The sequence below is a fragment of the Tolypothrix campylonemoides VB511288_2 genome (assembly GCF_045999855.1).
Lineage (GTDB): Bacteria > Cyanobacteriota > Cyanobacteriia > Cyanobacteriales > Nostocaceae > Scytonema > Scytonema bouteillei_A.
This window is the reverse complement of the sequence record NZ_JBFPMW010000026.1, coordinates 1-20371: the sequence shown is the minus strand read 5'-3', so window position 1 is coordinate 20371 and position 20371 is coordinate 1. Positions and strand designations below refer to the sequence as shown.

Sequence of the window (20371 nt, the reverse complement as noted above, 5' to 3'; positions counted from 1 at the left end):
GGTAGATTTATGATCGAGCGACTTCAAAACTGGTGGCAACAGGCTCAAGATATATTCAATTTAATATTTCTGGAGGAAGATTTTTTGGAACAAGCACTTGAGCGTGACTATAAAAGTGATGAGTTACAAACAGATGAGAAGCAAAAAAAGAAGAGAGATTTTTACAAAGGACTTATACGTGATTCAAAAAAGGCACGTTCTGAAGCTCGTCACTTCGTTCTTATATCTGTTATACCTGCTTTAATAATTACTATATGGATAAAGTCTACGGTCAAGAGTGAAATTTGCTGGTTGGAAATAGTTATTAAATTTTTTTCGATTTCATTAGTAGCTTTTGCAACACTGAATCGTATTAAAGAACCAAAATCTTTTGACGGCAACACTTTAATTGAAATAACAAACACAAATTTATTTAAATTACTTTACTGTCCTAGTTTTGCGATAACTCTCGTAACCATAACTGCAAGTACCTTATTAATGAATTTTCAACACTGGATACAAAATGAGCTAATTTTTTTTAAAGAAATGGTTATGAATCTATTTGAACAATTGATTGTTATTTTAATTTTTTTGTTGAATACATTCGGCAACATAATTTCATAAATCATTAAAAAGTTCGTTGATATTTTAAGTTTCAGACTATGTACTTTCTACAAACCAAATCCCCGCAAGGGGAACTGAAACGAACTGGCTATACTTGAGAAAACGTGCTAATCTAATTTTTTCTAGAAACCTAATCCCCTTGAGGGGACAGGTTCTCAATTTTTAGTTTCATTTCAGTACTAATATCAGTACTGACCACTGGTGACAACATAGCCAAGCTTGAAGCTGCACCCAACACTTGTTCTTCTGATACCTCAAGATACTTTTGTAACTGTTCTAAGTTCCGATGTCCTGATATCTCCTGAATGACCCGTAACGGTATGCCTGCGTTGCTCATTTGGGTTAGCGCGGTTCTCCTAAAGCTATGTGTGGATACACCAGTTATCCCAACTCGCTGGCAAGCCGTTCTTAAAATCCTTGCGGCTGAATCTTCACTAATGTGTCCGTCACTCCGACCTGGGAACAAGTAAGTCTTACCCGCAAATGTGTAGTAACTACACAATAGTTCTCTTAAGTCCTCAATGACTGGTATAGACCGAGTTGCCAGCTTACCCTTAGTGTTTGATTTTCTGAGAATCAGTTTAGGTCTAACCAGTCCTTTGGGTGTGTAGATATCGGGGGTCAACAGGGTACACGCTTCACGAATGCGACACGCTGTAAACAGACATACACCAAATAAAGTTCTATCACGGTCATTTTCTAGCCCGTGGTTGAAAATTTGCTGTATTTCTGACTGTGTAAGCACTTTAGCCCTACCATGCCGATTGACTTTCACTTTTCGTGTCACATTCTTACGTCTGTTACGACTATAGAGTTAGGCAGCGGAAAAATTTTATTTAATTTAGGGTGGTGATGTTTATGTTACGCCTTTCTACTACTGTGGTCGGTCAGATACGGGGGGCAAAGTGCAAAACTTGGGATTTACAGAAATCCTTCAAATATTACACCAGTACCAAAAACGGATTTATGCGAATTCTATAATCTATAAATATTGATTTAGCGTTCAAAAATTCTGGTTTTTAGTATTTATTGCAAATGGTGTAAGATATTTAATGCAAAAAATGCTACACTGATTATGCGTCATTATGTACTTTTACTTAATAGCTCTCAAACAGGGTCACCAGGTTAGTTATTAGCCTGAAACCCTGTAAAGGGCTAGCGGGTAGCTTTAAATGGCATCTCCAGATAAATTTATTCAAAAGCAAAAATTTAAAGCTGCCTTTGAGTCTTTGCTGAGTATTGATGCCCGATTTCTACCTGTTGTTCAACGTTGGTTAAAGCAGTATGGGCTTTGTCACATTGAATTGCATGAGATTCTTGGTGATGTCTATCTACGTGGTATTGATGCTATTGAGAAAGGACAAATCATTAAAAATCCAAAAGCATGGGTTCGTACAGTAGCTCGCAATGTGATTATCGATAAAATGCGGAATCAGTATAAAGACAAAAAGCATTTTAATTTTATCGAGTTGGATGCAATTGAGTACATAGATGATATCGAGTATGAAATTGTCTCTCAAAACTTAGATCGAGATGCTGATTTGGATGAACAGATTCTGCTAGAGAAACTGTTAAAAGCGCGTGATGAGTTGAATCCAGAAGACCAAATGATTTTTGATTTACGTTTTAAACAGGATTTGTCCTGGGAAGATGTTAGAAAACATTTGGCTAGCTCTGGAATACATATTAGTACGGCGACACTACGTAAACGTGGTGAGCGTATTAAAGAACGACTTAAACAGTTTCTTTTGACCAAAGACTAATCTGTAAGAGGGTGTCAACCAATTGTGTAAAGATTGTATCATCACCCTCTTACTAAACTTTATAAAATTATCATGTCCTAAATTTCAGGGACAAGGAGAATGCTTAAGCATTTCCAAACTCACAGTTTATTTCAAGAGTATCAACGACTGGCAAATTTGCCAGTTCTTTCTGCTGTGGATGAAAAACGTATATTAAAAATTTTAAAAATTGCCGAAACTGACGATTTATTAGATACTTTAATCACTGAATTTGAAGACTCTTTAGCACAAAAAGAAGGGTTTTTAGAAGAAAAGTATCTTGAGTATTATAAGGACCAAAGTGACAAGTTAAAGTTCTTTATAAAAAATCTTAGTGAATCAAGTTGAAATTTCATGTTTAAAAAGTTTGTGACATATGCTTTAAAAAAATAGATGTCACATTTTCAGTAGATTGCGACTATATAATTGATAGTCTTTAGCTGACTGTTACTCAACTAAAGACTATTAAAAACATTTCCACAATCTATGGAGAATAGATTATGAAATACGAAAAAACTAACGCTTCTGACAAAAGCGTCAACACTTCTATTGTAGGAAAAAATCCCAGTGATTCAAACCTGTCTCAAAAATCCGATGTAAATTCTGACAAGAAACCACCGCAATGGAATTGGCGAGAACTAGTTAAAACAATGAGGGATGTTAGTTCTATAGCTTCAGTAGTCCTCTCTCTAATTAAAATTCTGCAAGAATTAGGTCTAATACCTTAGTAGAAGCTCCAGATCAAATTTGTAGCCTGTATCATAACGTACACGCGATGTGGTACAGGTAATATAAAAAGACTTTTCTTTATAGAGACTTTTCTGTAGTCCTTTCATCCCCTAAATCGATTATTCGGCTTCAAGCCATCCTTTTACTGTTTCAGCAGGAATACTAAATAGCGGATGATTGAAAATCGCTTTTAGTGCTTCCAATCCACCAGCTTTTAAGGCAGATTGCAATCTAGATTTTAGCGTTGGATTACGTTTAATCTCCTGATGAATTGCTTCTGTAACCACTTCGTCTGTGGGGTTAGCTTGAGATAACTGGAAGAGTAGCTGCTGAATTTCAGATGCTGCTTGTGCTAGGTTTTGTTTTTGTTCTTGAGTGTAGTTGGTGATGTTACCACCAATTTGATTGGCGGTTACTGTATCAGCATTGACAAGACCTCCTGCAATTTGAGCATTACGTAAGTCATTATTAAATTGTTGTTTTGAACCTTCTGACATTATAATATCTCCTCCTTGAGTATAAAAAATAGGACGTTCTAATGCCGTCGTTATCATAATTTCTAATCTATGTATTTGTAATTCTTTCTCTGCTATTAACACTTGAAAGTCTTTCTCTGCTAGTGTTTTAAGTTGATTGTAATTAATAAAATATTCTTTACTCAATTCAGATTTGTTAGCTGATGCTGCGGTTTTAGCTCGAAGCAGTATTTTATCATCTCCCCGTCTTTCTATTGCTACAATTTCAAGTTCGGCATTTGGGTTGTTTTCAGCTAATTCTTTGAAAGCGACTGCAATAGCACGGGGGTCAACACCTTGGTTATGGTAAAGGTCGAGGGTATCAAAAATCGGTTGGATGAAATTACCAAACTCCCCATCTGCAAATATTTCCTCATTATTATCAGGTTTGCGAAGTGGGTCAAGATTATCTTTTGTAGGTAAGCGCATATAGACATACTCGCACCTTACACCGTGCAGCTTAGTATGACTTGTAATATTCCAATCTTCTATAATGGCTCCTGTAAGAGTTGCTCCGGTTAAGTCGGTTGCATCTAACTGTGTTTGGACTAACTTTGCTCTGGATAAATCAGCATCTTGTAAATTTGCTTCACTCAAATCCGCACCTATGAAACTAGCGTCTACTAGGTGAGCATTTTTAAAATTAATTCCTCGCAGGTCTATTCTGTCAAAATTTTTATCCTGTCCCTGTCCTGTAACCAGTACTTGACGCACCTCTGCAATTCGTAGATAGCTTGTTCCAGGACGAACACGGTCAAGTTTCTTGGTTTTGTGGAAGCAGGTGCAAGTTAGAATGGCTTTTCTAAAATCCGTGCTTTTAAGGGTAGCGCCTGTAAAGTTAGCATCGGTTAAATCTGCACTGCGGAAGCTTGTTCCTTTAAAAGCTGCAAAGGCGATCGCGATGTCGCGAATAAGAGCATACTTTGGGTCTCCTTTAAGTGATCGCCTACTAATATAAATACTTAGTAATACAAGGGCGACGGCGACGGCTATGCCTATGGCTATAGCTGCGGTTACGGCTACAGTTAGGTTTAGAGCTAAGGTGAAGACTGTGGCTAAAGCTATTGCTCCGGCTACGGTTGTAACTAAGGCTACGGCTACGGCTGTGGCTCCGGCTACGGCTGTGGCTGTGATTCCGGCTACGACAGCTACGGTTAGAGGTGCAGCTATGCTTATGCCTACGATTACGGCTAGGGCTATGGGTTCGGATGCGGCTAAGCCTTGGGTTACGCCTAGGACTACGGCGGCGGCTACGATTACAGCTACGGCTACGGCTACGACTCCTAAACTTGCCTGTATTCCTTGACGAATTGCAATGACACCAGAAATAACAAATATAATTACAATAGTCAAGCCTATGATTTGATTAGCTACCTGATCTTTAGAGTTTGAGCCAAATACCAGCAACGCTACTAAAATACCAGTAAAAGCTGATAGAAATCCTACCATCGCCGCCATCGCCCAAGAAACAGCTACTAAGAAAGCAACCCACTGCCGTTCTAACCCAGCTATAGCACCACTGAAATTCGCACCCCTCAAGTTAGCACCAGTAAAATCTGCACTGCGAATATTTGCATAGCTAAGGTTCGCCCCTTCAAGGTTTTGATTTCTGAAGGAGACCCCACGGAGATTTTCACCAGAGTAGTCTATGGGCATAGCTGAGCAAGGTAGTAAACCGTAAACAGAGTTTTCTACAGATTCTATCCCGTATTTTCCAGATTCTCGCCCAAACAGTGCTATAGCTACTAGTAAAATGAAAAAATGCCCCTCATGTAGAAGGGCATCTATATTTTTGGACTAAAAGCTGGTGGTCTCTCTGGATTGCCAGTTTTTAACTTACTTGTTGTCGTTTTAATTCTTGTATCAGTGCTTGACATTGCTTGCTAGCTTCTGTAGCTTGTCGCATCAAATCAAGCTTGCGTTTGCGATTTTCTTTTGGCTCAACGGGTATTGAACGAGCTTGACGGCTTAATGAGGCAGCTATTCGACCATACTCTTTAATTTTAGTTTTTAGTTCGTCCATCCCCTTAACCCTCTAGTTCTGAAATTACTACATCCAAATTCAACATCTGTTGATATAGTATATCGGCTCTGGCTTGTAAGACGCTAGCATCGTCAAAGGCTTCAAGTTCTAGTTCAATTTCAGCTATATTGTGTAATTCATCAACTATCTCATCTAGTCGGTCGTACACTCTCAATAATGCTGTAATGGTTGATTGTTTCATTTTATTCCCAATACTGCTTACTCTTCCGGTGTGATTCTACAAATTTTTGGGTATGTCATAATTCAATTCCTCCATCAAAATCTTCAGGTTCCTCTACATCAATCACAGTTGTTTCTATAAGCGGTTTTTGCTCACTCAAGCCCACTTGGCTTACTTGGCTTACTGGTTCTATAGCGGTCATTGGCTCTACTGTCGTCACTGGTTGTTTACCGTCTAAATACCTTGTGTAAAAGTTGATGGCATCCTCTATAAACTTCGTTACCGGGATATCTAACGCTTGTGACCATTGCTCGATTTTTGGTTGCTGATACTTTTTAATCCTGATTTTGTCGATCGCCATTACATAACCTCACTGACCAATCCCTTAAGGTTGTCGAATGCACCGTTATCTGAGATGAGAAAACCTTTCTTTTTGAGTGCCGCACTCAGTAAGGGGAGTTTAGACCCACCGCCAATGATGAGAATTTTGTCACCAGCAAGCTTGTATTGCTCTAACTGCTTTGTGACCTCGCGTAGTTTGCAATCAATGAAATCTTTTAGCTCTAGTTCGTACACTGAATAGAAATTCAAATCTGATTCACCGTAGTAAAGCGCTGCTATCTTATCCCCAGTCTCACTTTTCTTGAACTTCACCCCAGTTTCGATACTCCGATTAATCACGTCTTTACTGGGAGGTTGCTTGATTAGTGCTTTCAGGTCAGAATTAGCAGCAATCTTCTCAATCAAGTATTCAGCACCGAAATCCTTAACGACTGGCTCACCAACCAGTTCCGAGTTAAAGAACCGCGTGATGGACGTGTTACCACCGCCAATGTCACAGATAGTTACCGCACCGTCTAAGTTTTGACTTTTCAATGCTGCTATACCTTCTGGGTACACTGCATTGATTTTGATTTGTACCAATACGGGTACGCCAGCAAGCTCAACTTTGTGTGTACCTTCATTTTTCCTGATAACTGGCTCATGACGCTTGACATCATTGCAGGTCACAGTCACTTCAAAAGCCATCTCTGAATTAACTTGTGGTAAGTGAGCCAATGTACCGAGAAAGTATTGCAGCCATAGAGATGACTTGCCCGTGTAATCATCGACCAATCTAATCAGGTCACTGCTGTTACTTCTTGCGGCTTGAGTTCCAACTAACCAGCAAGTGTTTTTCAAATCTTCGCGATCGCCGTCCACATATTTAACGTGACCGGGAATCTTATCTGATGTATTATTCAAGCACCGAGCATACCAGCTTGGTTCTCTCAAGTAGTCATACCCTTCCACATATGCTTTAATCCAATGGTTCCCAAGGTCAATAACTGACTTAAAATATTTTTTGATTTTAGATGGTGTTTTTGAGGCAGTTTTTTGACGGGTACTTTTGGGTACGCTAGCAGTTTTTTCAGTCATTTCTAAATCTCCCTATTGATTACACTGTAAAGGTTACAAACTTTTATTGCTGCTAAGATAACACAGAAAAAATGATTTTGTACCCAATAGGGTACATTTTTGAGAGCGTGTTCAGCAATTAAGGAAAGTTCAATCGAATTTTACCTATTAGATTGAATTCAGTACTAGCCCAATATTTAAATAACGGTTTTTTAGCTGTTAGAAAGTAGTTAAAGTCAATTAGTATTTGTTGACGGGCGAGATATACTCTAATATAAATTCTTAGTTTGTAGAATTCCCCAAAAACCTTACCTGACTTTTAACTAACATTAACTCAGTCCATGTCGGGCTAATCGGGCTAATCGGGCTATACCCCCTATAGGAAAAATGACGGGCTAGCCAGACACGTAAAATCAATGGTTTCAAGCATCGTATCGGGCTGTATATCGGGCTAGCCAGACAGTAAGCCAGACTAGCCAGACACTCTATAAATCACTAATTACTGTTAATTAAAACGTCATTCTCACCGAATCCTTTACCACAGTCATTGCATTTATACTGCTGAATGGTCTTAGTTGCTTTGTCCTTACCGTTCTTTTTAACATTTGGAGATTCACAATGAGGACAAGTAATAACAGGCTTTAAAACGTCATTTACTACTTCATTCTGTACCTCATTCAAAATGTTAGAAATAACTCTATTAACTTGATTGTTGCTTGACAATGCTTTTTCAAACGGCTTAGACGCTAACCAAGACTTACCATCAGTCAGCATACCTTTATGAGCTACAGGAATTTCTAATAGCAACGCTTGCCCGTTACAGTACAAAGCAGCCAATCGGTATTGGTTTTCTGGGCTGATATCTTCATTAACCTTGGCGATCCACTTAGAAGCTTTACTGTAACTCTTGCTGAACTTCTCCAGTGTCTCAGGATTCATCCCAAGGTCTTTATCGGCGTGTTTGATGAAAGTGTCGATCGCATTCGAGATGAACAGCAAACAGCAATTGTTCATTTCATCCCACGTCCAACGATTCTTCCCAACTTCACCAGACTGACCAATTAAAACCAGTCTCATGCTGTGATGCCTAATGGTAGTCCAGATTTCACTGGCTGTTTTCTTGTCGTCTAAATCATGCTTTTTATCGAATTCGTCAAAGATAGCCAGTACTGGAATATTGGGGTCAGTTGAGGTTTTAGCATCACGCGATCGCAACAACTGAGCAAACTTGTTAAACAGGTTTGATGCTTGATTGGGATTGGTCGCTGCTTTTTCACAATTCCAATAATCTTCCTCACTACCGTCTTGCGGGTCACTCAACCAAATCTCATAACCGTCTAAGTTGTGTAGATAATAGTCAAGTAGATTTTTGATTGCAATTCCTTTACCGCCACCTGTGGCACTCATGACCCGTAGCGTAGGTTTACCAGTTTTCTCAATGTGGTACTTCCTGATTGTTTGCCCGAATAACTCAGCCCTGATAATGCCGCACTCCCTAAAGATGTCTTCAGCAGTCGGTAATGGTTGCTTCACTGGTAGCTTGGTTTGAATTTCGATTGTGACCGTAGCGTTATGGCTGTGAATCTCAATTTTAGGGAATGTTTTGTCGATCGCTCCAACTAAAGCTGCTAACCGTTCACTGCTGTTTTCTTGTTCTAATTCCTTAAGTGTTATACCGGGATTGCGACCGATGGAGAAAATAAACCTACACCCTACCTCAGTTTCTTGCCAGTCCAGACAATCAAGTTTAAATCTAAAGTATCGGTAGTAGTACTCTGAAATCTTGTTACCAGTCACAGGAATTGAACTTGTACCGTAAAACTGATAAGGCTTATCTAAGGTTTCTTTAAGTTGCTCATTCTCACGTTGTAAGTCATCAATCACTAAATTACGTTTTTCAAGTAAATCTAGTAATTGAGAATGAATTGAATTGTTATTCAAAAGCAATGTTTCATACTTTTCTGTAATCTTAGTGTCTACGTCCTCTATACCTTCCTTAAACCGTTCTAGGGCAACTGTTTTAGGTACTGATTCATTAAGGGATTGTTTCAGTTCTTTGTTCTCTGTTTTAATTTCTCTGGCTTTTAAATCTTTCCATCGTGTTTTGCAGTTTAAGAACTTATTGTCAAAAGTAAAGATAAATCCTAAAACTTCTTTGAAGTCTTTAAAGTCGGTTTTCCTTACTTCCTCTATTGCATCGTACAATTCTAGTTTAAGTTCTTGAATATCTTGGATTCTTCCTTGCATACTCCGTTTTAAATCATCGGAAACGTCAGGACAAGCACAACCTTTTTCTAAAGACTTTTGAAGACTTGAAATATCATCATATCGGGCTGAGAAAAAGTTAACAGTATAAGTTCTGCAATCAGTCAGGAAGTCTTCTACTCGCGTGTCTCTCAGGCTAATAATACCTTCTAGTTCTTTAATCTTCAGGTCTTTCTCAGAAACTATCTGAAAGTATTCCTTAGCTTTCTCATTAAGTTGGTCTTTAAGATTGCTGATTTGTTCCGTGTACTTATCCCCCTGAGATTCTAGAACGTTGATACTGCTTTTCAAGTTATCAATGACCACTTTTAAATCAGTTAATTCTCGGTTCTTAGCTGTTTCTATTCGGTTTATACGTTCGCTCGTTTCATTCTCTAAACTTTGGTGTTTAGTACCGTAAGCAATTCCCAATCCAGCACATACTAAGGCTGAAGTACTACCACCAACACCAACAGTTAAAGCGAGTGTTTTTTGCCATCCTTGAGGTAAATTCCACGCTTGAATACCTCCAACAACACCCAATAAAGCGCTGGCTGTGAAAACTCCGTAGTAAATTTGGTTAAACATGATAAAATTCCTACTTCAATGTTTATAAAGTTGGAGGGGAATTTCACCCCTCTTGTTTTTTCAGTTCACCAGTGAATTAGAACTTTAGAATCCTGCTGCAAACTTCGCCACAGCTTCTTGCTTGATTTTTTCTTTTTCGTACTGGACATTTTGAATTTCATATTTCTGTTTCTCAACTTGTTCACGCAACATCTCAACCTTTAACTCTTCTTGCTCTCGGATAAGTTCAGTCTGGTTTTGAGTGCCTTCAGTGCGTATACGTTGCTGTGTCAATAGTTCTGAATCAAGCTCAAGCTTGCTCAGTTCGGTGTCACGTCCTACGACGGCACGTTGGTACTGTACAGCTTTTTTCTCATTGGTAATGCCAGCCGTCTTACCGTCAATCAGTAATCCAATCAGCTTTTGTTGCTCAAGGTCAAGTGTTGCCAGGTCTTGTTTTAGCTTGGTGTTATTGATAGCTACACCAACATAATTTCGCTGTCTGGCTATGATGATATTTCGCTTGATTGCTTCACCAGACTCTAACTCAGGAATTGAGCTATCAATATTGGCATCAGCTAAGGCAAGTATTCCAGCAGTATCCACAGTGCCATCTGTGAGTGAACTTGGATTGTGATTGAGTGCAGACTGGACTGAAGTGTTTACCTTAGTAACAACAGTTCCAACGACTTGCCCAACCGCACCAACCACAGGTGCAACAACTTGTCCAGCCTGTTGGAGTTTTTCTGCTAAATTGGCACGAGCGTTAAAGTCAGCAGTAGCAACTTCAGGGTCACTGGTAGGGAGTACAGCTAGTGTTTCTGGTATCTCTGGGGTAACTTCCACTTTTTCACCAGTAACACGCCTGCTACCTGTTAAACCTCCTTTCTTGCCACGGTTGGATTTTTCCAAACTTGCGCCTGTAACAGTTCCTTTCTTGGATGCCATAATTAAAGAATCCTTATTTGACGTGCTTAATGAGGGTATTGGGTACGGGTTAAGGTTGCCTCCTGTCCGTACTTCAATCTTTGAAAAATTGATCAACCTGAGTAGGGATAACACGGGCGTTATTACAGAATTGCGATCTACTATCACCACAAGTAAATGAGCCAAGGTAGCTAATCATCACAACTGCGATCGCTAAAAAGATTGTGGTGTTAGTGAAAACTTCTAACTGCACTGGGAATGTGTAGGAGTGCTTGAGGCGTTCAAACTTCCTTGCCTCTTCAGCGTGTTTGATTTCCTCTAAGGTGTGGATAGCACTGGTGAGATTAGAAATTTTTGCTTGATTGGGGTTAGATAGCCTAACCTCACGGTAAAGTTCAGCCTTCAACATTTTGAGCTTTTCTGAGTCGGTGATTAACCCTAGTGCGATCGACTCTTCATGCCAATCATGGTTACGCTTAATAATCGCGTCTACCTTGTCTACAAAACCTATCACAGCATTCTCAAAATGTTCTCCAAAGCTCATACATAGCTCCTATTGGTTAATTGAGTTAAGCAGTGTTCACGCTTGTTATCGCCATGATGTTTGCATTTTGCAAGTACAGGCATGGGAAAAAAGGTAACTGCAATCATGGCTGTTACCAAAAATCGGTGATAAAATCGCATGGATTCTCTTTCTAGATGGATTGAGGATTGGGAGTTGACCGTGATAGTTTCTCAGGCTTTGCGGTCACTCTATTAAGTTCTTGCATTGATTCAAGACTTGCTTTTTGAGCCAGTACACGGCGTATGATTGGCTTGATTTTTGCATCCATATCAAACATCCTAAGTTTAAGAATCGCAAAATCTAGCCTGTATATAGGCATTACGTTCATTCTCGCTATCAAAGTTGTTTAAGAGAACGAACAACTTGACTGCCTTGTCTCCAACAAAGGACGCTACTGTATCCCCTTCCGAGTTGTAGATTTCAAGGTCACTTCCTTGGCTAGTGTGATGGAATTCAATCTCAAAGTGCAGTATTGATTGCGTGGACATAAATTTAGTTTTAGAAACTCCTTATTTTTGGTTAGTTGGTTGGGAATAATCCCAGTAAAACTAGAGGACTTCGAGTCCATGCGATCGCGCTTACTAGCTTTTTTATTGTTATAATAAGAACATCTCATTAAGAGATTTTTAATAAATTCTTATAATAATTCGGGCGCTTTATAAGCCCAGCTTTCTGGTTCTCTGATTCTCTGGTCTTGACTACTCTTAATTAACAGCTAATCTCTAAATTCTATGGGGTTAGCTGTTAATTGTTTTGTGGGGTTAGTTTTTCAGGTCAGGGGTGAGACCGTTCACTCGGAATATTGGAGAACTTTATACACCAAAATAGCGATAAAACGGATCTGACGCTTGTTTTAACTTTAATTGCAAGTCACCTAAACAAGTTTCAGCAACAGTTACCAAAACTTGTAAAGTAGTAGTTAAAATCTCATCGTAGTTGCTGGAAGTATTTTTTAAAATTAAAAGTACAGCACGACGGAAATCGTAATCGTCGGAATATCTGGCGTTGCAGTTTTTAATCTCGTCCAAAGCAGCTTTATCGCTTGATTTTTCTTGAGAATTAATAACGTTCAAAATTATCTCGTAAGAAAAATCTTCCAAATTTCCAAGTTTTTCGATTAATTTTAAATCAAAATATATTGTCTCACGTCGTGGAAAAGAATTCAAACGGTTGAACTCGTTCATAAAAGATTCAGCCAGAACGAAAGGTTTATCCGGGAATTCAGTTTTTATTTGGTCGATTAGGGTTACCAGTTCAGTTATCTTTTTGTCGTGTGTCATAATTTCTTTTTCCTTTATATAGTGTGGTTTAGCGAAAATCGATTACATCATGTTTAAAAACGTTCAAAAGTCCTTTGGCAGTAAGGACTTGATAAACTTGACCGGGACACCAGATAGGCGATACAAGTTCACCTAAATAACTTCCTGCTTGGTAGTCGCAATGTATGCGCTTTCTGACTGGATTGGAGACTACACGGGATAGTGTGGAGCCTTCGATTTTGAGATTGGTGGTGGCTTTTAACTTCAACATTGAGTCATGAATAGGGTGATGTCTTTTACCAAATAGCCAGGTAATGAGCTTATGCTGCAACTATAGCATATATTTAAATTTATATGATTGTTTTGTGATTATTTTATGATTATTAATAAAACTAGAAAGATATAATTGGAGTAGTTTCGCTCAATTTGCGATTAAATAAAGAAGATAAAAAACATATGCCCTTATCAATGCCACGACCCAAAAAACAGCGTGAAGAGGTACAAACAACTTTTAGAGTCGATCCCGTTGTAAAACGTGCGATCGAGCAAACAGCAGAAATTGCAACCCGAAGCGTGAACAACCATATAGAGTATTTATTGAAGCTTGGGTTATTAGCGTTTGCTGGAATCGACCCTAATTCGCTATCGCAAGCCCAAATAGCCGCAAAATTCGAGGAAATTTACGGTGATAAGGAAAATAAATCCTAAAATACTGTGCTCGTTTTATTTGTCACGGGCAAACATGGTATTTTTTTTGTAAAATACCCAACTTTCTTCTAAACGTTTTAATTTATACATCTTATGTACTGCCAAAAAACCTTGATTCATAACATTGTCTTATCAATGCTTTTATGACAAACTAAATACCCGTAATTCCACTGAAACAACCTAGAAGCTCTATACAAATGTATTTTTTACTACCCAAGTTCCAAAAATATCTTACAAAAAAAGTGAGATATTCTTTAAGATTGAACATTCGTATAAATTGTAAGATAAGTATAATCGGATACATGACAAAAGTCATGTACTGTAGGACAAAAGTCATGACTTTGGAAAAATTTAAAACAGATTACTTAAATACTTGTATCAGGATATGTTATGAATTAATTAGGGATATTTGTATGTCCGTCGAATATCCCGAAATTTTCTTAAGCATTAGCTAATATCCCTGATTTAACAGGGATAGATAAGCTTTAGACACCCGCAAGGGCGATTACCTTCCAAAAAATAAATAGTCATCCTCTGGAGTGGCTTGAATTCCCTCTTGTAGAAGCAAGAGACCTACTGCACAAAGAACGACTGAAAAACACCTATATAAATAAATATTTTTTATATAGTACCATTCTAGCCCACAGCATTCAAGCCGTCCAAGGGGTGACTCCTCGTTAATTAATAAGGAGTTATTCTCACAATGTCTTTTTCAAAAAATTTCTATCCAACCAATCGTAACGAAGAATGCTTCTGTGGTGACAAATCAGGAAAATGCCGTCACAGTAAAGACGATCCAAACTTTAAAGCCTGCATGACCTTCCGAGATGCCAGGTTGGGGCAGAGAGAAGGGGATTGGATTTGTGTTCTAGAGATGGCTGCTGAATGGTCGTACTGGAGATTAGCATCCTCCATCGAGCTAAAGTCACCAGAATTCAGAGAAGCAGCCAGGGAAGCTAAGAAGCAACAGGCTGTAGAAAAAGAGAAAGCGAAAGGATTCGCAATCGCCAACGAGCTACCAGCAGAACAGCGACACGAGCAGTACTCAAAAATTCAAAGCAAGAAAGTTTTAATCCCAGATCACAGAGAAAACCTTTTGAAAAGAGGGTTTACCCTGGAGCAAATTATTGAGATTGGGTATTGGAGCATTCGGCAGCCATGGGAAAAGGTTCTTGGTTACTACGACACGAAATTACCTGGGTTCGTGAGGTTTACCGAAGAAGACGCTACTCTTAATGCAGCTGTGAGAGCGATCGTCTGTCCAGTTCGCCAGTTGGGTCAAATCGTTGGTTTAAAAATGAGGCTTGACGACGCTCCTGAAAACGGTGGACGTTATCGCTGGTTAACTGGGAAAACTCAAAAAAATCCTGAAGGAGCAACACCACATATATATGGTGAGTTGCCACTGGCAGTATTAGAAGCAACAGACCCAACCAAACAAGGGATTTGGGTGACTGAAGGCAATGAGATTAAGCCAGTGCTTGTTAACTACAAGCTAGGATACGCTGTCCTTGGTGGCGGTAGATTTTGGCAGTCCAGCCCCAATCACGCTGCTAAGTTCTTACCAATAATGCGGGAACGCTACGGGAACCAAATCACTCTATGTCCTGATGCTGGCGACATTCTCAATAAAAATGTTGCCCCCAAGTGGCTATCCGAGTACGAATTTTTTAAGAGCCAAGGGTTTGAAGTTCGTTTTGCATGGTGGGGTCAAACCACTAAAGAGCATGATGATATTGATGAATTGGAAAACTACGACCAAATAGAATTTATTGACGACACAGCATTTAAAGCATTAATCGAAGAGCACTCAGAAACAGCCAAAACAGCCAAAAAAGAATGGCTAGATGACTATAACGAAAAGCAATTCCACAACTGGTTAGACGCTAGAAAATTTGACCCAGACATCACCATTGATGATAATGACCCCAACTTTAAATTCCCTAAAAATTTGCCCAACGAGCAAGCTATCATAAGCATTCTATCCCCCATGGGTACGGGTAAAACACACGCGATGATCGAGGATATCAAAACACTTGAATCACGCACCAATAAAGGAGCTATTCTTATTGGTTACCGTAACACACTGCTGAAGCAAACCATACAGAGAGCGCTGACAGTAGGAGTGACGATTCACCTCCTTAAAAAGAAGGATAGCGATGACGTTCAAGAACTTCTAAAAACCCCATACGCTCATTTAGCTTGTTGTTTGGATTCTATCTTTAAACTTGACGGTCACTTCACTGGTCGGGATATTTACATTGACGAAAGTTGCTCGGTAATTCTTCACGGATTGAATGGCGGAACTCTTAAAGGAAGACAAGCTGAAATCCTGGCAATGTTCAAAAGAGCAATACAAGAATGTAATCGTATAGTTCTACTAGACGGCAATCAAAGCGATTTCTTTACTAGCATTATTGCTCAGATAGCACCTGATAAGAAAGTCGTCAAAGTTCTTAAAAAGAAACAAGTCGTTCCGCAAAACTTTATCTTTGTGGAGACCATTGGAACCAGTGAAGAAGAGATTAAGAAACACGATCGCTCTCCCCTGATAAATATTGCCCTACAACCGAATGAAAAACCTTTTATCTTTGCTGATTCAAAGGTTTTTACTGAATCGCTTGGTAGAGTTTTAGAAAATGAAGGTAAAAAGGGCAACGTATTAAACCAAAATTCAGTGTCGGAACCTTGGGCTGACCTGTTTTTGACCGATCCCAACAAGTTTATCGAAGAAACTCAACCTGATTTCCAAATTATATCACCGTCTGGGGAGTCTGGTTTAAGTGTTGATATCAAGAATTATTTCACTTGCAAGCTTTCATTTTTATCAGGAGTTTTAACCACAAACAGCCAGAGACAAGGATTAAACCGATTGAGAGATACTTCAGTCACTCACTACGTCCATTGCCCCGAACGTACTGCAATTCGAGACCACAAAATACCGCCCTATTATGCTGCAAAACAAATTCACGAAGTTTTAACTAAAAGGCTTAATCAGTCAGCTATCCTAGCGACGCATTCAGCAGATTGTAAGGAGTCAGCGACTGAAATAATGATGACTCAAATCGAAAAATCCATTAAGGAGGACATTTTTTACGAATTCTCTTTAAAGTTATTCGCACTAGAGAATTTTGAGAGAAACAACCTCAGAAAGTGTTTGATGTATACTCTAAAAGAAGAAGGTCACACGGTTGAATTGGTTAAAGAAGTGTCTTGCAAAGCAACCAACGACAAAACTGAAGAGGCAAAGGAAGAATATTTAGAAGAAGAAGCCGCAGCTATATTTAAAGCTCAGCCTTTAGAAGAGGAGGAATTCAAAAAATACGAGAAAGACAAGCCTAATAGAGAAATTGGGTACAGAGTTGAAAAAACACGACTGCTAAAAGCACTGCCAGGGATTGAAAACGAAGAATTTTGGAAAGAAAAATTCGTTTTAGATTACTGGGTTGAACGTAATAAAGACAAAATTTACGAACATGAAAATTTCTTTTTCTTAAACAATTTTGAAATCGCCGAAAAGAAACACGAAGTTAACTCTTTCTTTAAATTCACGGCTAAGGACTTCAACGCTACGAGCGTGATTGATACTAAATTCACGAGAATAAAGGCATTAAAAGACTTGAACGTTCTTCAGTTTGTTGAAGATTTAAACCGTAAGTGGACAAAAGAAAGCCCTGAAGTTATTGCTTTTTATAAAGCAATCAAAGCAAGTGAACAAATTCAAATAGAACTAAACTACCGACCACCGCAAGAACAGAAAAATCAGGAAGAATACATCTCCTGCTTACGTACTGCTTTAAAGTGGATTGGAATAAAACTAAAAAAAGGTAGAGATTCAAACGGGAAGAGAGCTTATTTTTATGTAATTGACGAAAAACACTTTAAATCACCAGAAAGGCTTGGTATTCTTAGAGCGATGGAGTCAAAACATTTAGATTGGATGGCTTCTGACAACTCTCAAGTCAGCTGGATTTCCAACGAAAAGCACGCTCAAAATTTAGCTAATAAGTTCCGAGCCGCTACAGAATATAATCAAGTGGTTGCAGCTGAGAGTGAGTGGCACGAGAAAAAACGCTTTAATCAGGACGGTAGTGTCACTGAAAAGCAGGCATCTTATAACCGTAATATCGATGCCATCATTGCCCTGGCTTGGAGTCAATTATCCTTAGAGGAACACAAGCAAGTCCTCAATCTGAAACCCAAACTAGAGAGTGTTGAAGCAATATTAACTGCTGTCGATAATGAGATATGCGTAAAAAACCCACAATATTATCTCGATTTCCTAAGATTTATGCCCAAACACAAACTGTGGGAACTGCGATTAAACAACGCTCTAGAATTGGGGATTGAAAATGCGATCGCAGCTTATAAATACGGCTACGAATCCTCACTGGAAGCAATTAACAAAGCTTGGGGATTGCTTAGCAGTGACGTACAGCAGACTTATATAGAAGCTTTACAAGTTCAAACGCCAGTACAGGAAACAGTACAGAAACCAACCCCAGCACAGGAATTAGTACCAGTGCAAGAAACAACGCCAATACAAAAACCAGTACAGGAATCACCCAAAGTACTGCAAGGAGCTTTGGGGTGGAAAAGAACAGCTAAAAAAGAAAGCTTACCCACACCAACACCAGAGAATGCTTTAGAACTTGCTAATCGCGTACACTCACCTGAAGAAGCTCTAGTGATACTTAAAGCGGCTGAACCGTCTCAATTTGGAGAAATCCTTCATTTATTTGGGCTTCGGATACGGAAATCGTTACTAGAAACCAGCAAGTACCTGCACGAATCTATCAAGCAAATGTACTACAGTTGCTATACAGCGTTTGAGCAGGGGATAGAGGTAATCGACGGTGACGATTTAGACCCAAATGATTATGTGGTCGTAGGTTAGTTGCTGGGGGAGAAATCCCCCACTACTGAAGCCCATTAAACAGCTTTTTAAAGCCTTTAGACATATTTTGCAAATAATGTACCACTCTTATCTTGAGATATGAGCGTACTAATAATATGCTCAATAATACTATTTAAGTTTCTTCTACGACGAATAGTATTATTTGGGTCAAGATGCCCATATCTCAAGATTTCTCTTATGTTATCGCCTTGTGCAATTAAGTACCTTCTTAGTTGTTCTTCTCCCTGCCCTCTTAAGATTTCTCTTGATTTGCTCAAAAGAACTTCACCGTTGACTCTATTCCCTTCATCAGATTTTCTAACAGTAGTCCTGTTATTAGACTTTTTGGTAGTCGTATTGCTCTGCTTAGTTATTGGTTGAGAAGAATTTTCAAGTTCGGATGAGTTAATAATTTTATCCGAATGCTCTTTTATAGCTGAAGTGATAAATGTAATCATTTCAGGTTTGGAATCTATTGCGTCTGCAATAATTCTCAAAAAATTAGCTACCTCTGAAGAATCCATTTGTTTAACCTACTTTTTGAATAAATTCATTAGCTAACGCGCTCATATCATCGTGAGATTCTCCATATTTTTGTTTATAAGTTACTTGCCCACCGTAGTCTAAAGCCTGTGCTATTTTGCTTCTTTCTCGAATCTCAGCGTCAAAAACTTCTGGAAAAAGAGGATTTTCTTTAATAAAGTTGATACTTGCCGTTTGAGCCGATGTCCCATTGTATCTAGAAATTATAATCCCTAAAGCTTTCAAGTTATGCCCATGAATTTTATTCGACTTCCCAATATGTTCAAGCACTAGTTCTAATCCATGAATCGACATTTTATTAGGAACACAAGGGATTAAGCAAAAATTACTTGCTAAAAAAGCACTTCTTATAATGTGATTAAGAGTTGGTGGGCAGTCTATCAAAATATAATCATATTTACTCAATAGTGGTTTGAGAAGCTCTTGTAAGAGATTAACTGGTTTTAAAGATGAGAAGAAATAATTCTGATTAATCAAATTTTCTTGAACTTCAAACATTCGAGCGCTGTTAGGGATAAAATGTAAACATTTAAAAGAACAATTCTTTCTCAGACTTGAGATACCTGATTTAGCTATGAACTCATCGTTTTTAAAATGATTTAAGAAAAGATCGGGATGCCGGAATAAATAAGGTATGGTTAACTCTTTCTTTTCAAAGTCTTTATCCCACGTATCCTCGTCCATCATTACACTTGTCAAATTGCACTGTGGGTCTAAGTCAATAACAAGTACACGTTTAGAGTGAATATTCCCCGCTAGGTACTCTGCTAGCGCCATAGTAATAGTAGTTTTACCTACTCCTCCCTTGAGGTTAGAGATACAGACAACTTTGGCTGACATAGTTTTATGGATTGATGCATATAAAAAGCTACAGATATAGGTTTCCCAAAATTTTGATGAAAATAACGGTTCTCTTCACTAAGCAGGTAGGCGAGGAAAACTTCACAGAAATTCAGTAGAGTGGCTTAATTACCAGAAAAAGGCTAATTGCTAGGAATAGTAAGAGATTGGGAGATGTCGTTTAAATCCTATTATTCGGCAGTGATATATCACTTAGTCAAAAAGGGAACCATAGGTCTAACCTATCGCAAAAAACCGAATTGAAATGTTTAAAAGTATTTGGAAACTTTTAAAGTCGTTATTACTTATCACAATAATTTTTTCTATTACCTTTGCAATATTTCCCAAACCACAAGCTATATTCATCAATATTTTGATATGGGCGTTTTTAGTATACAACGACCTACTATAAGCTTTCCTACTCTCCTACTCCTCACACCCCCCAACCCCACTCCCCACATCCCCCCAGCCCGATCGCACCACCAACCCCAACATCCCCTACCCCAAGGTGCGATCGCATAGCTTGCGCTGTCCCCAAGAGCGATCGCACCACGTCCCTATACCCATACATCCAAAAACCAAAAAAAGACC

The 20371-nt window shown here is 38.8% G+C and carries 20 protein-coding genes; 6 read left to right on the top strand and 14 right to left on the bottom strand.

Going from position 1 to position 20371, the window contains the following annotated elements; all coding sequences use genetic code 11:
• Positions 1–9 precede the first annotated feature (9 nt).
• Positions 10–603, top strand: coding sequence for a hypothetical protein (locus AB0756_RS39720; protein ID WP_038083122.1), 594 nt, complete (start codon positions 10–12; stop codon positions 601–603).
• A 130-nt stretch (positions 604–733) separates the two neighbouring features.
• Here AB0756_RS39720 and AB0756_RS39715 read toward each other — a convergent pair whose 3' ends face one another.
• Positions 734–1378: a site-specific integrase gene (locus AB0756_RS39715; protein ID WP_038083125.1), complete on the bottom strand. Its 645-nt coding sequence runs from the start codon at positions 1376–1378 to the stop codon at positions 734–736.
• Between the two features lie 397 nt (positions 1379–1775).
• Here AB0756_RS39715 and AB0756_RS39710 point away from each other — a divergent pair, with 397 nt between their 5' ends.
• The 3 genes from AB0756_RS39710 to AB0756_RS39700 all read left to right on the top strand — a co-directional run bounded on the left by AB0756_RS39710 (position 1776) and on the right by AB0756_RS39700 (position 3112).
• A complete protein-coding gene (locus AB0756_RS39710; RefSeq protein ID WP_038083127.1) occupies positions 1776–2366 on the top strand; it encodes an RNA polymerase sigma factor in 591 nt (196 codons plus the stop codon).
• A gap of 99 nt (positions 2367–2465) precedes the next feature.
• Entirely contained in the window at positions 2466–2732 is a 267-nt protein-coding gene (locus AB0756_RS39705; RefSeq protein ID WP_038083129.1) for a hypothetical protein, read from the top strand.
• Positions 2733–2884: 152 nt separating this feature from the next.
• Entirely contained in the window at positions 2885–3112 is a 228-nt protein-coding gene (locus AB0756_RS39700) for a hypothetical protein (protein WP_038083131.1), read from the top strand.
• A 120-nt stretch (positions 3113–3232) separates the two neighbouring features.
• Here the strand turns inward: AB0756_RS39700 and AB0756_RS39695 are convergent, their stop codons facing one another.
• The 11 genes from AB0756_RS39695 to AB0756_RS39645 all read right to left on the bottom strand — a co-directional run bounded on the left by AB0756_RS39695 (position 3233) and on the right by AB0756_RS39645 (position 13063).
• Positions 3233–5284 carry a pentapeptide repeat-containing protein gene (locus tag AB0756_RS39695; RefSeq protein WP_038083133.1) on the bottom strand — a complete coding sequence of 684 codons (2052 nt, stop codon included), beginning with the start codon at positions 5282–5284 and terminating at the stop codon, positions 3233–3235.
• Between the two features lie 175 nt (positions 5285–5459).
• The gene (locus AB0756_RS39690) at positions 5460–5651 is read right to left on the bottom strand and encodes a hypothetical protein (RefSeq protein ID WP_038083135.1); all 192 of its coding nucleotides are present in this window, start codon (positions 5649–5651) and stop codon (positions 5460–5462) included.
• 4 nt (positions 5652–5655) lie between these two features.
• Positions 5656–5853 carry a hypothetical protein gene (locus AB0756_RS39685; protein WP_038083138.1) on the bottom strand — a complete coding sequence of 66 codons (198 nt, stop codon included), beginning with the start codon at positions 5851–5853 and terminating at the stop codon, positions 5656–5658.
• Between the two features lie 55 nt (positions 5854–5908).
• A complete protein-coding gene (locus AB0756_RS39680; RefSeq protein ID WP_038083139.1) occupies positions 5909–6193 on the bottom strand; it encodes a hypothetical protein in 285 nt (94 codons plus the stop codon).
• Positions 6193–7251: a ParM/StbA family protein gene (locus tag AB0756_RS39675; RefSeq protein WP_408104056.1), complete on the bottom strand. Its 1059-nt coding sequence runs from the start codon at positions 7249–7251 to the stop codon at positions 6193–6195. The genes AB0756_RS39680 and AB0756_RS39675 overlap by 1 nt, the downstream gene beginning before the upstream one ends.
• Positions 7252–7725: 474 nt before the next feature.
• Positions 7726–10062 (bottom strand): IS1/IS1595 family N-terminal zinc-binding domain-containing protein, encoded by a 2337-nt coding sequence (locus AB0756_RS39670; RefSeq protein WP_038083143.1) that lies wholly within the window; start codon positions 10060–10062, stop codon positions 7726–7728.
• 84 nt (positions 10063–10146) lie between these two features.
• Positions 10147–10989 carry a TCP-1/cpn60 chaperonin family protein gene (locus tag AB0756_RS39665; RefSeq protein ID WP_038083145.1) on the bottom strand — a complete coding sequence of 281 codons (843 nt, stop codon included), beginning with the start codon at positions 10987–10989 and terminating at the stop codon, positions 10147–10149.
• Between the two features lie 73 nt (positions 10990–11062).
• The gene (locus AB0756_RS39660) at positions 11063–11512 is read right to left on the bottom strand and encodes a hypothetical protein (RefSeq protein ID WP_038083147.1); all 450 of its coding nucleotides are present in this window, start codon (positions 11510–11512) and stop codon (positions 11063–11065) included.
• 151 nt (positions 11513–11663) lie between these two features.
• Complete coding sequence (locus AB0756_RS39655) at positions 11664–11801, bottom strand: hypothetical protein (RefSeq protein WP_408037866.1); 138 nt, start codon at positions 11799–11801, stop codon at positions 11664–11666.
• A gap of 544 nt (positions 11802–12345) precedes the next feature.
• Positions 12346–12813 carry a hypothetical protein gene (locus AB0756_RS39650; RefSeq protein WP_038083152.1) on the bottom strand — a complete coding sequence of 156 codons (468 nt, stop codon included), beginning with the start codon at positions 12811–12813 and terminating at the stop codon, positions 12346–12348.
• Between the two features lie 28 nt (positions 12814–12841).
• The gene (locus AB0756_RS39645; RefSeq protein WP_038083155.1) at positions 12842–13063 is read right to left on the bottom strand and encodes a hypothetical protein; all 222 of its coding nucleotides are present in this window, start codon (positions 13061–13063) and stop codon (positions 12842–12844) included.
• Between the two features lie 197 nt (positions 13064–13260).
• On the opposite strand from AB0756_RS39645, the gene AB0756_RS39640 reads away from it, so the two are divergent.
• Together AB0756_RS39640 and AB0756_RS39635 are read left to right on the top strand one after the other, a co-directional pair.
• Positions 13261–13500: a hypothetical protein gene (locus AB0756_RS39640; RefSeq protein WP_038083156.1), complete on the top strand. Its 240-nt coding sequence runs from the start codon at positions 13261–13263 to the stop codon at positions 13498–13500.
• A gap of 703 nt (positions 13501–14203) precedes the next feature.
• The gene (locus tag AB0756_RS39635) at positions 14204–18397 is read left to right on the top strand and encodes a plasmid replication protein, CyRepA1 family (protein WP_408037863.1); all 4194 of its coding nucleotides are present in this window, start codon (positions 14204–14206) and stop codon (positions 18395–18397) included.
• A gap of 56 nt (positions 18398–18453) precedes the next feature.
• On the opposite strand, the gene AB0756_RS39630 is transcribed toward AB0756_RS39635, so the two are convergent.
• Positions 18454–18921 (bottom strand): hypothetical protein, encoded by a 468-nt coding sequence (locus AB0756_RS39630; RefSeq protein WP_038083159.1) that lies wholly within the window; start codon positions 18919–18921, stop codon positions 18454–18456.
• 4 nt (positions 18922–18925) lie between these two features.
• Complete coding sequence (locus tag AB0756_RS39625; protein WP_038083161.1) at positions 18926–19780, bottom strand: ParA family protein; 855 nt, start codon at positions 19778–19780, stop codon at positions 18926–18928.
• Positions 19781–20371: the final 591 nt, after the last annotated feature.

Coding starts and splice junctions, on each gene's coding strand:
- AB0756_RS39630 (WP_038083159.1), bottom strand. CDS start 18,921: ATGGATTCTTCAGAGGTAGCTAATTTTTTGAGAATTATTGCAGACGCA.
- AB0756_RS39685 (WP_038083138.1), bottom strand. CDS start 5,853: ATGAAACAATCAACCATTACAGCATTATTGAGAGTGTACGACCGACTA.
- AB0756_RS39650 (WP_038083152.1), bottom strand. CDS start 12,813: ATGACACACGACAAAAAGATAACTGAACTGGTAACCCTAATCGACCAA.
- AB0756_RS39705 (WP_038083129.1), top strand. CDS start 2,466: ATGCTTAAGCATTTCCAAACTCACAGTTTATTTCAAGAGTATCAACGA.
- AB0756_RS39695 (WP_038083133.1), bottom strand. CDS start 5,284: ATGCCCATAGACTACTCTGGTGAAAATCTCCGTGGGGTCTCCTTCAGA.
- AB0756_RS39690 (WP_038083135.1), bottom strand. CDS start 5,651: ATGGACGAACTAAAAACTAAAATTAAAGAGTATGGTCGAATAGCTGCC.
- AB0756_RS39675 (WP_408104056.1), bottom strand. CDS start 7,251: ATGACTGAAAAAACTGCTAGCGTACCCAAAAGTACCCGTCAAAAAACT.
- AB0756_RS39655 (WP_408037866.1), bottom strand. CDS start 11,801: ATGGATGCAAAAATCAAGCCAATCATACGCCGTGTACTGGCTCAAAAA.
- AB0756_RS39645 (WP_038083155.1), bottom strand. CDS start 13,063: ATGTTGAAGTTAAAAGCCACCACCAATCTCAAAATCGAAGGCTCCACA.
- AB0756_RS39665 (WP_038083145.1), bottom strand. CDS start 10,989: ATGGCATCCAAGAAAGGAACTGTTACAGGCGCAAGTTTGGAAAAATCC.
- AB0756_RS39660 (WP_038083147.1), bottom strand. CDS start 11,512: ATGAGCTTTGGAGAACATTTTGAGAATGCTGTGATAGGTTTTGTAGAC.
- AB0756_RS39680 (WP_038083139.1), bottom strand. CDS start 6,193: ATGGCGATCGACAAAATCAGGATTAAAAAGTATCAGCAACCAAAAATC.
- AB0756_RS39640 (WP_038083156.1), top strand. CDS start 13,261: ATGCCACGACCCAAAAAACAGCGTGAAGAGGTACAAACAACTTTTAGA.
- AB0756_RS39710 (WP_038083127.1), top strand. CDS start 1,776: ATGGCATCTCCAGATAAATTTATTCAAAAGCAAAAATTTAAAGCTGCC.
- AB0756_RS39635 (WP_408037863.1), top strand. CDS start 14,204: ATGTCTTTTTCAAAAAATTTCTATCCAACCAATCGTAACGAAGAATGC.
- AB0756_RS39625 (WP_038083161.1), bottom strand. CDS start 19,780: ATGTCAGCCAAAGTTGTCTGTATCTCTAACCTCAAGGGAGGAGTAGGT.
- AB0756_RS39700 (WP_038083131.1), top strand. CDS start 2,885: ATGAAATACGAAAAAACTAACGCTTCTGACAAAAGCGTCAACACTTCT.
- AB0756_RS39670 (WP_038083143.1), bottom strand. CDS start 10,062: ATGTTTAACCAAATTTACTACGGAGTTTTCACAGCCAGCGCTTTATTG.
- AB0756_RS39720 (WP_038083122.1), top strand. CDS start 10: ATGATCGAGCGACTTCAAAACTGGTGGCAACAGGCTCAAGATATATTC.